The 9,019-nt window shown below is 63.9% G+C and carries 9 protein-coding genes; 4 read left to right on the top strand and 5 right to left on the bottom strand.

Annotated features, from left to right (window positions below; translation table 11 throughout):
* Positions 1-225 precede the first annotated feature (225 nt).
* Positions 226-924: a type 1 glutamine amidotransferase domain-containing protein gene (locus B3873_RS15325; protein ID WP_286867114.1), complete on the bottom strand. Its 699-nt coding sequence runs from the start codon at positions 922-924 to the stop codon at positions 226-228.
* Positions 925-1,058: 134 nt separating this feature from the next.
* On the opposite strand from B3873_RS15325, the gene B3873_RS15320 reads away from it, so the two are divergent.
* Positions 1,059-1,970, top strand: coding sequence for a LysR family transcriptional regulator (locus B3873_RS15320; RefSeq protein ID WP_209581671.1), 912 nt, complete (start codon positions 1,059-1,061; stop codon positions 1,968-1,970).
* Positions 1,971-2,056: 86 nt separating this feature from the next.
* On the opposite strand, the gene B3873_RS15315 is transcribed toward B3873_RS15320, so the two are convergent.
* The gene (locus B3873_RS15315) at positions 2,057-3,382 is read right to left on the bottom strand and encodes a dicarboxylate/amino acid:cation symporter (RefSeq protein WP_039787901.1); all 1,326 of its coding nucleotides are present in this window, start codon (positions 3,380-3,382) and stop codon (positions 2,057-2,059) included.
* A 310-nt stretch (positions 3,383-3,692) separates the two neighbouring features.
* On the opposite strand from B3873_RS15315, the gene B3873_RS15310 reads away from it, so the two are divergent.
* Positions 3,693-5,279, top strand: a complete 1,587-nt coding sequence (locus B3873_RS15310; RefSeq protein WP_286867111.1) for a methyl-accepting chemotaxis protein — start codon at positions 3,693-3,695, stop codon at positions 5,277-5,279.
* A gap of 9 nt (positions 5,280-5,288) precedes the next feature.
* Here the strand turns inward: B3873_RS15310 and B3873_RS15305 are convergent, their stop codons facing one another.
* The 3 genes from B3873_RS15305 to B3873_RS15295 form a co-directional block, all read right to left on the bottom strand.
* Complete coding sequence (locus B3873_RS15305; RefSeq protein WP_134222603.1) at positions 5,289-5,720, bottom strand: GNAT family N-acetyltransferase; 432 nt, start codon at positions 5,718-5,720, stop codon at positions 5,289-5,291.
* Positions 5,721-5,757: 37 nt separating this feature from the next.
* Positions 5,758-6,192 carry a PaaI family thioesterase gene (locus tag B3873_RS15300; RefSeq protein WP_039787905.1) on the bottom strand — a complete coding sequence of 145 codons (435 nt, stop codon included), beginning with the start codon at positions 6,190-6,192 and terminating at the stop codon, positions 5,758-5,760.
* Positions 6,193-6,380: 188 nt separating this feature from the next.
* Entirely contained in the window at positions 6,381-7,241 is an 861-nt protein-coding gene (locus B3873_RS15295) for a LysR substrate-binding domain-containing protein (RefSeq protein ID WP_039787906.1), read from the bottom strand.
* A gap of 160 nt (positions 7,242-7,401) precedes the next feature.
* Here B3873_RS15295 and phnX point away from each other — a divergent pair, with 160 nt between their 5' ends.
* Positions 7,402-8,229: a phosphonoacetaldehyde hydrolase gene (gene phnX, locus B3873_RS15290; RefSeq protein WP_286867109.1), complete on the top strand. Its 828-nt coding sequence runs from the start codon at positions 7,402-7,404 to the stop codon at positions 8,227-8,229.
* A gap of 287 nt (positions 8,230-8,516) precedes the next feature.
* The coding region (locus tag B3873_RS15285) for an FGGY family carbohydrate kinase (protein WP_286867108.1) at positions 8,517-9,019 on the top strand (503 nt) is incomplete at its 3' end.

The following is a 9,019-nucleotide window of genomic DNA, read 5'->3' as shown; positions in this document are numbered from 1 at the left end:
CAGATGCGCACCATCACCCTCGCGCTGGCCAGCTTCCTGCCGGTGGAAAGCGGGCAGATGCCGCAGTGGAACCTGCTGATGGCGGCGGCCCTGGTAGCCATCGTGATCCCCGCCGTGTTCGTGGTGGCGGCGCAGCGCTGGTTCGTCAAGGGCATCGTCGGCACGGAAAAATAAAGGCCCGTCCCGCATGGGACGAGCCTTTCAACCAGCAGACGACAGGAAAAATCAGGCACCCAGTTCCAGCGCTTCCAACAACATTTCAGCCACGCGCTCGGAAGACTGCGGATTCTGGCCGGTGATCAGCTGGCCGTCACGGATGGCAAACACCTGCCAGTTGTCGGTCCCCTCAAAGACGCCACCCAGTTCACGCAGACGGCTCTCCAGCAGGAAGGGCACGACCTCGGCCAGTCCCACTTCGCGCTCTTCAGCATCTGTGAAGGAATTGACACGCCTGCCAGCCACCATCGGCTTGCCATCGGCCTTCACGGCCGACACCAGGCCAGCGGCACCGTGGCAGACTGAAGCAATGAACTTGCCGGCGGCATAGGCGCTCTCGACGGTCTTCTTGACGTTGGCATCGGTGGGCAGGTCCCACATGGTGCCATGGCCACCGGGGAAGAACACCGCATCAAACGCGCCGACTTCGATCTCGCCCAGCGCACGCGTAGCCGCGATGCGCTGCTGCAGTTCCGCATCGGCCAGCATGCGTTCGACGATGGCATCGTTCTGGCCTTGCGGTTTGAGGCTGCCCGGATCGATCGGCGTCTTGCCACCGGCGGTGGAGGCGATGACTACCGAGGCACCGGCATCCACCAGGGCGTAGTACGGGGCTGCCAGCTCTTCGGCCCACAGGCCGGTGGGCTTGTCGGTGTCGCCCATGCGGCTGCTGGAGGTGACGATCATCAGGATGTTGGGCTTCTTCATGGTGTTCCTTTCTTCACGAGGGAGGGACGGCATCTGCAGCAAAGCGGCATTGCCAGACTGCCGATCACTGTATTCCCATCAAAAACAAAGATAAACTCCATTCCTCTCAATTCATTCATTACACCATTGAACAAATGCGCAACTTCGATCCCGTCCAGTTAGGCAGCATCGAACTGTTCTGCAAAGCCGCCGAACTGGGCAGCTTCACGGCCGCCGCCGAGGCGCTGGGCCTGACGCCAGCCTCGGTGAGCCGTTCCATCAGCCGGCTGGAAGCTCGTCTGGGCGTACGGCTGTTCGCCCGGACCACGCGCCAGATCCGGCTGACCCGCGAGGGCGAGCTGTATCACGAGCAGTGCCGCCAGGCGCTGGAACAGATCGCCGAGGCCGAACGCATCCTCACCGGCCAGCAGAAAGTGCCCAGCGGCCCGCTGCGCATCAGCGTCGGCACGCCTTATGCGCACTATCGGCTGCTGCCGTTGCTGCCGCGTTTCCAGGCGGCGTTTCCGCAGATCGAGGTGGAATTGAGCATTGCGAACCGCGTCATCGATTTCGTCGAAGAGGGCTATGACCTGGCCATCCGCCTGGGCGTGCCGCAGGATTCGCGGCTGATCGCGCACACGCTGGAGGATGCCACGCTGGGCGTCTTTGCGGCGCCCTCCTATCTGGCCCGGCGCGGCACGCCCGACAGCGTGGAAGCGCTGAAACAACACGACTGCATCCAGTTCATCCTCCCCAGCACCGGACGCGCGATGCCGTGGATCTTCAAGGACGGACAAGGGCGCGACATGGATTTTCATTTCCGGAGCCGGCAGCGCATCCATGACGACGTACTGGGCTGCGTCAACTGGGCCATTGCGGGCGGGGGCCTGTTCCAGATCTATCACTTCATCGCGCAAGCCGCCGTGCAACGGGGCGAGCTGGTGGAAGTACTGCAGTCGGCCGGGCATCGTACCCGGCGTTTCTCCATCCTGTATCCGCACAATCGCCATCTGTCGGCGCGGGTGCGGGCGTTCGTGGATTTCGTGATGCAGGCGGTGCGGCCATAAAACATCGGCCCCATCGCCACGCCAACTAAGACGCGAGGATGGGGCCGACGAGGCAATGGGTGCGGGAGTGCTTCCCGCCTCCCTGCTTAGTGATGCATCTTGGCTTCGGTACGATCCAGGACGGCTTCAGGTGCTTGCGCGTCTTCCACGGTCTCGTTGTTCAAGACCTTGGTCAGGCGTTCGCTGTCCAGTTCACCGCTCCACTTGGCGACCACCAGGGTGGCCACGCCGTTACCGATGGTGTTGGTCAGTGCGCGAGCTTCCGACATGAAGCGGTCGATGCCCAGGATCAGCGCCAGGCCGGCCACCGGCACGTGGCCCACGGCCGACAGCGTTGCCGCCAGCACGATGAAGCCCGAACCCGTGATGCCGGCTGCACCCTTGGAGGTCAGCAGCAGCACGCCCAGGAGCGTCAGTTCCTGCACGAAGGTCATGGGGGTGTTGGTCGCCTGGGCGATGAACACGGCCGCCATGGTCAGGTAGATCGCGGTGCCGTCCAGGTTGAAGGAATAACCCGTCGGGATCACCAGGCCGACCACGGTCTTCTTGGCACCGGCGTTTTCCATCTTGGCCAGCATGCGCGGCAGCACCGATTCCGAGGACGAGGTACCCAGCACGATCAGCAGTTCTTCCTTGATGTACTTGACGAACTTCCAGATCGAGAAGCCGTGCAGGCGGGTGATGATGCCCAGCACCACGAAGATGAACAGCAGGCAGGTCAGGTAGAAGGTACCCATCAGCTTGGCCAGCGAGAACAGCGAACCGACGCCGTACTTGCCGATGGTGAAGGACATCGCGCCGAAGGCACCGATCGGGGCCACCTTCATGATCGCACCCACCACCGAGAACAGCACGTGCGAGATCTTTTCGATGAAGTCGAACACCAGCGTGCCGCGGCCGCCGAACTTGTGCAGCGCGAAGCCGAACAGCACTGCCACCAGCAACACCTGCAGCACGTCACCCTTTGCAAAGGCGTCCACCATGCTGGTGGGGATGATGCCCAGCACGAAGTCGGTCACCGAGCCCATCTTGCCCGGGGCGGTGTAGGCGGCGATGCTCTTGGTATCCAGCGAAGCCGGATCGACGTTCATGCCCACGCCAGGCTGCAGGAAGTTCACCAGCAACAGGCCGATGACCAGCGCCACGGTGCTGACGACTTCGAAATACAGCAGGGCCAGGCCGCCGGTCTTGCCGACCTTCTTCATGTCTTCCATGCCGGCGATGCCGATGACGACGGTACAGAAGATGACCGGCGCGATGATCATCTTGATCAACTTGACGAAGCCATCGCCCAGCGGCTTCATGGCTTCACCGGTAGACGGATAGAAGTGACCCAGCGCGATACCGATCACGATGGCACACAGGACCTGGAAATACAGGGACTTGTAAAGGGGCGGTTTTTGCGCCGACATAGTGCTTTCTCCTTGAAACATGGATGACCGGCGGGTCCGTGGAGACCTGCCGCCTGCCGTTGTCGGATCGTCGTCCGTTCTGGCGGGTACTTATTGTTTGTCCGGGAGAACTCCCCCTCCCCGGTTCGGCCGCAAGTATCTCGCAGTCATTTCCGGGCGGGTATTGTGGGAAACCACATAGCGTCACTAAAGAGGCACGCAAACTGCTTTATTCTTCATTCTGCATAGCAACAAAATTCGCTATATTCTGTGCCGGACTGAACGGTTCATTTTTTCTCCGGATGCAGTCGGCACTTACAAGGAAAACATCGTGCAACGAAAACTGACGGTCACTGCCCGCCTGGCCATCCTGGTGGCGGTACTGTGCGGCAGCGTAGTCCTGCTGGCCTGGCGCGACATACAGGGCATGGCCTCCAGCAACGACAAGCTGCGCTACGTCTATGAAGACCGCACCATGGCGCTGATCCACATTGCCCGGGTGCGCGATGCGCTTTACCTGAACCGCGACGTCATGGGCCGCGCCCTGATGATGGCCAACCTGCCCGCCCCCGCCATTGACGACAGCAACGGTACCAGCAGCGATCGCATCAAGCCCCTGCTGGAGCGCATCCCCGCGCTGGATGCGACCTTCGAGCAAGGCTGGCAAGCTTACCGGGCGACGCGGCTGGAGCCGCAGGAACAGACCGAGGCGGAACGCTTCGAGCAGAGCTGGCGGCGCTACGTTGCCGAGCGCGCCGTGGTGCTGGACCTGTTGCGCAGCAACGAGCCGCTGCAGGCCAACCGCCGCTGGACCCCGCTGACCAGCGAGCTGGCCGGCCTGGCGACGCAGCTGGCCGCCCTGGGCCAGTTGCAGGAAAGTTTTACGCGCACCTCTTATGAAGCGGCGTTGGAGGACTATCGGCAACTGCGCACCCACAACCTGCAGATCGCCGGACTGGCGCTGGCCATCGGCGTGGCCATTGCGCTGTGGATCATGATCAGCCTGCGCCGCCAGCTGGGTGGAGAGCCGGATTACGCCGCCCACATCGTGCATCAGATCGCCGAAGGCAATCTGGGCGTGGCGGTCACCCTGCGCCGCCGGGACCGCAGCAGCCTGCTGTACGCAATGCAAGGCATGCGCGAACGGCTCACCGACATCCTGCGCGGCGTCACGCTTCTGACGCAGGCCCTGGGCGACTCCGCCCGCCAGCTCAATGCCACCGCCCAGGACCTGGCGAGCGCTTCCAACGAGCAGGCGGCCGCCGTGGAAGAAGTACACAGCGCCATCAGCAACATCAGCCTGGCCATCCAGCAGACCGGAGAACATGCCCGCCGCACCGACCAGATCGCCCTGAACGCTGCTGCCGATGCCGACCAGAGCGGCGCGGCCGTCCAGAGCACGGTGGCGGCCATGCGCGGCATCGCGCGCCAGGTCGGCGTAATCGACGACATCGCCTACCAGACCAATCTGCTGGCCTTGAACGCCGCCATCGAGGCGGCGCGCGCGGGAGAACACGGGCGCGGATTCTCCGTCGTGGCGGCTGAAATCCGCAAGCTGGCCGAGCGCAGCCAGGGCAGCGCGCAGGAGATCAGCGTGATTGCCGAGCAAAGCGTGGAATTGGCCGAGGCCACCAGCCAGCGCCTGGCCGCCGGCACGCTCAACGGCATCCGTGAAGCCTCGCAGCAGATCAACCAGATCACACTGTCGGCGCGCCTGCAGGAGGAAGGGGTGCAGGAAATCGGTTCGGCGGTGATGCAGCTCAATGACACCACCCAGCGCAACGCGGCCGCCTCCGAGGAACTGGCCACCACTGCGGAACTGGTGGCCGAACGGGCGCGCGAACTGACCGCCCAGCTGTGCTACTTCAGACTGGACGAGAGCCGTCCGGCAATGCCGCCGCCGGCCTCTCAAGCTTGAGCAGGACGATCAAGCGGCCGACCCTTGCAGTCGCGCGCGCATGGTGATGTGGGGGATGCCGGCTTCCATGAATTGCTCACCCTCGCGGGCGAAACCATGGCGCTGGTAGAAGCCCTCGGCATGCACCTGGGCATTGAGGATGACTTCGGCGTCACCGCGTGCACGAGCCGCGGCAATCAAGGCCTGCAATACGGCGCCGCCCACGCCTTGGCCGCGCCCGGCCTTGCGCACGGCCATGCGGCCGATGTGCCCGTCCGGCAGCAAGCGGCCGGTCGCCAGCGGCTGGCCAGCATCGTCATAGGCCACGGCGTGTACGCAATGCGGGTCCATCTCATCGAGCTCGATCTCGGCGGGTACCTTCTGTTCATCGACAAAGACCTCGAAGCGAATCGGCTGGGCCTGCGCACGCAGCTGCTCCCAGCTGCCGGTGGTGATTTTCATGGTGGATTTCCTGCAAAAAAAGAACAGCGTGCTCCGCTCACTCCTGATCCAGCTTGCGCGAGATATCCAGGCGGCGAATCAGCTTGAAGGTGCCCATGGCCTTGGCCACCAGGCGATCGCCGTTGAACAGTTCGGCCTGGCAGAAGCACATGGTGGTGGAGCGGTGATAAGTGTGGCCGCGCGCGATGATGGTGTCCCCTGCGTGCCCGGCCGGCTGCAGGAAACTGGTGCTCATCTCGACGGTGGCGGAGGATTTGGCATCGGGAGCGCCGGCGCGAGCTGAGAGGCCCATGGCAACGTCCAGCAAGGTCATGCTGATGCCACCCTGGGCCACATGCCAGCTGTTCATGAACTCGGGCTTGAGCTTCAGTGCCATGACGGCACGGTCATTGCCGTATTCCAGCACCTCCACGCCCAGTGCTTCCAGATACGGATTCCCCTGCGGGAAGATGTCAGTAACGGACAGACTCATGCCGGCCTCAGAACGCATGATTCACGTACTGACGCACCTGGCGCGGCAGCGTGGTGGCCGGATCGGCGCTTTCTGCATGATCCTTCAGTGTCAACATGGCGATGGGCTTGATCACGGTCGCGCTTCCTGGTCAGAAAATGAACAATCCGTAATGATAAGCCAAAGCCTCCGCGACAGTGGCCGGGGTGTCAGGCGCGCTGGGCGATCTTCATGAAGGAACCGACCAGGCGCCCTTCGCGGCGCTCGGCCAGGCAATAGACGTAGGTATGCGTGGACACCGGATCCCCCGCGATGCGCACCATCCGGAAACGTTCATCCGGAATGAACTCTGCCTCGGAAACGGCCCCCAAGCCCAGGCCCCGCGCCACCGCCTCGCGCAACGCTTCACGACTGCCGATTTCCATGACCACCTGCGGCTGCGCACCGGCCTGCTGCAAGGCCTGCTCCAGCGCCAGCCGCGTGGTAGAACCTTGCTCCCGCATGATCAGCGGCTGCTGGTCCAGTTCGGCCAACGACACCGCCTCGCGCTGGTAGAACGGATGGCTGCGATGGGCGAACAGCACCACGGCGTGATCAGCATAAGGAACAGAATGAAAGCGCGCATCATCATTGAAGCTGGCCAGCACCGCCACATCGGTCACGTAATTGGCCAGGTCGGCCAGCGACTGCGCCGAATTGCCCAGCTTGATTGACAGTTCGACCTTGGGATAGCGGGCGCGATAGGCATCGACCATCTCGATCACGTGGAAAGGACCGACTGCACCGATGCGCAGATGGCCTACGTGCAGCGCGCCCGAATTGACCAGCAGGTTCAACGCATCGAGTTCCAGTTCTGCGATGTTCTGGGCGATCGGCAACAGTCGCTGTGCGGTTTCGGACAGATCCACGCGCCGGCCCCGGCGGAAAAACAGCTCCACGTTGTGCTCGCGCTCCAGCGATTGCACCTGGGTCGTCAGCGTGGGCTGGCTCACGCCCAGCGCCCGGGCCGCCGCCGAAAAGCCGCGATGGCGCGCCACGGCCAGGAAAGCGCGTAGTTGGGAGGGTGTCATCTATAGATCCTATCAATAGTATCATCCAATTTCATGGATTATATCGATAACAAGCCCGTCACAAACAGGGGTTAAGCTCTTCCTCCATCCCGGCGGCCACCTTCACAGGCCTGCCTTGCCTGCTTGTCCGCCATCGTCACTGCATTTCCAAGGAGAATCCATGATCCCCGCCTCCGGCCCCGGCCGCACCCTGCAAGCCGTCATCTTCGACTGGGCGGGCACACTGGTCGATTTCGGTTCGCTGGCACCGACGCAGATCTTCGTGGATGCCTTCGAGAGCTTCGGCATCGCTCTGACGCTGCAACAGGCGCGGGGGCCCATGGGATTATCCAAGTGGCAACACATCCGTCTGCTGCTGGAGGAGCCTTCGCTGGCGGCGCAATGGCAGCAACGCACTGGCCATGCCCCTACGGAGGCGGATATCGATGCCATCTATGCCCACTTCATGCCGATGCAGATCGCCAAGGTCGGCCAGTATTCGCAGCCCATCGCGGGCGCGGCGCAGGTGCTGGCCTGGCTGCGCGGCCAGGGTCTCAAAATCGGTTCCTGCTCCGGCTATCCGCGCCAGGTGCTGGATGTGCTGCTGCCGATGGCGGCCGAGGAAGGCCTGCGCCCCGACCACGTGGTGGCCGGCGACGAACTGGAGGCCGGTGGCCGTCCGGGCCCCTACATGGCGCTGGCCAACGTGCTGGCGCTGCAGATCGATGACGTGGCCTGTTGCATCAAGGTCGACGATACGGTGCCGGGGATTGAGGAAGGTATTCGCGCCGGCATGTGGAGCGTTGGCCTCTCCCTTTCGGGCAATGAAGTGGGGTTCACGCGGGCAGAACTGGATGCCTTGCCGCCCGAGGAAATCGAGCGTCTGAAGACACACGCCGAAACACGCCTGCACGCCGCCGGCGCGCACTACGTGATCGATTCGGTGGCCGACCTGCCGCAGATCGTGGCCCACGTCCGGGCACGTCTGGCAAGGGGTGAACGCCCCTGAAAACAGGCGAGATCGGCTGCCGCGCCCCCTTTTGCGGTCGTTGACAAGCCCGTCGCCGGGCTCATAGAATTGCCCGGCAGATAATTCACACAAGAGACCATCTGCAAGATGGTCTCTTCACGCGCGCAGTGCGCAGGCCTCTTGCAGTCAACATCAGGAGAGCCCTGTGCACACCGCAGTCCCCTTGCGCGGCATCGACGATGTCGCCGCCTTGATTGACTCCCGCCCCTACCGCTCCGGCCACGCCACCGCCAGCAGTGCGCCCGTTCCTGTCGACAGAAGCCGCCATGAACAGCCGTGACGGGATCCTCGCCATCGACGCTGGCAGCTCCAGCACACGCGCGGCGATCGTGACGGCCGATGGCCTGGTCTCCTGCCTGCACCGACGCCCCTTGCGCACGCACTCCGCGCGCAGCGGCGTGGTGGAACAGGATGCGGCCCTGATCTGGCAGCAGACCCTCACCGCGTGCCGCGCCAGCCTGCAGCAGGCGCGCCAGAAGGGACTGCGGGTGCGCGCCATCGGCCTGTGCAACCAGCGCGCCAGCGCCGTGGTGTGGGATACCGTGAGCGGAGAACCGCTGGCACCGGCACTGTCCTGGCAGGACAGCCGGCACGCGGCCGAACTGGCGGCACTGGCACCGCACTGGGATCAGCGGCTGCGACCGCGTCTGGGGCGACCGGTCGGCAGCCGCTCGCCCTACCTCTGGGCGGCCCATCTGCTGCGCCATCAGCCGCGCGTGGCGCGTGCCTGGGCGCAAGGACGGCTGGGCTTTGGCGGCATTGACACCTG

The organism is Herbaspirillum sp. UBA812 (assembly GCF_002296545.1).
GTDB classification, from domain to species: domain Bacteria; phylum Pseudomonadota; class Gammaproteobacteria; order Burkholderiales; family Burkholderiaceae_D; genus Herbaspirillum; species Herbaspirillum huttiense.
This window is presented reverse-complemented; position numbering and strand designations above follow the sequence as displayed.